Source organism: Bradyrhizobium lablabi, assembly GCF_001440475.1.
GTDB lineage: Bacteria > Pseudomonadota > Alphaproteobacteria > Rhizobiales > Xanthobacteraceae > Bradyrhizobium > Bradyrhizobium lablabi.
The window spans coordinates 328508-328713 of record NZ_LLYB01000046.1; the positions used below are offsets into that span (position 1 = coordinate 328508).

The 206-nt window shown below is 68.9% G+C and carries 1 protein-coding gene; it reads right to left on the reverse strand.

Annotated elements, in window-relative coordinates; genetic code table 11:
* Nucleotides 1–206, reverse strand: a 206-nt coding sequence (locus tag CQ14_RS44465; RefSeq protein ID WP_199805455.1) for an MBG domain-containing protein, incomplete at both ends; no start/stop codon positions are given.

The following is a 206-nucleotide window of genomic DNA, read 5'->3' on the forward strand; positions in this document are numbered from 1 at the left end:
TGTTGCTCGCGGTGGTCGCCGATGTCGCCAGCGCGCCCGACAGTGTATCGCCGTTGACGAGCCCCGCGCCGCCGACCTGATAGGTCAGCGGTGGATTGGCGTCGCCATAGGCCCGGCTCTTCGGGTCCGCCGTCACCGTGATTGCGCGCTGGGTGACGGTGAGGTTGTCGCCCGTATAGGTCAGCGCGTAGTTGCCCGAGGCCGCC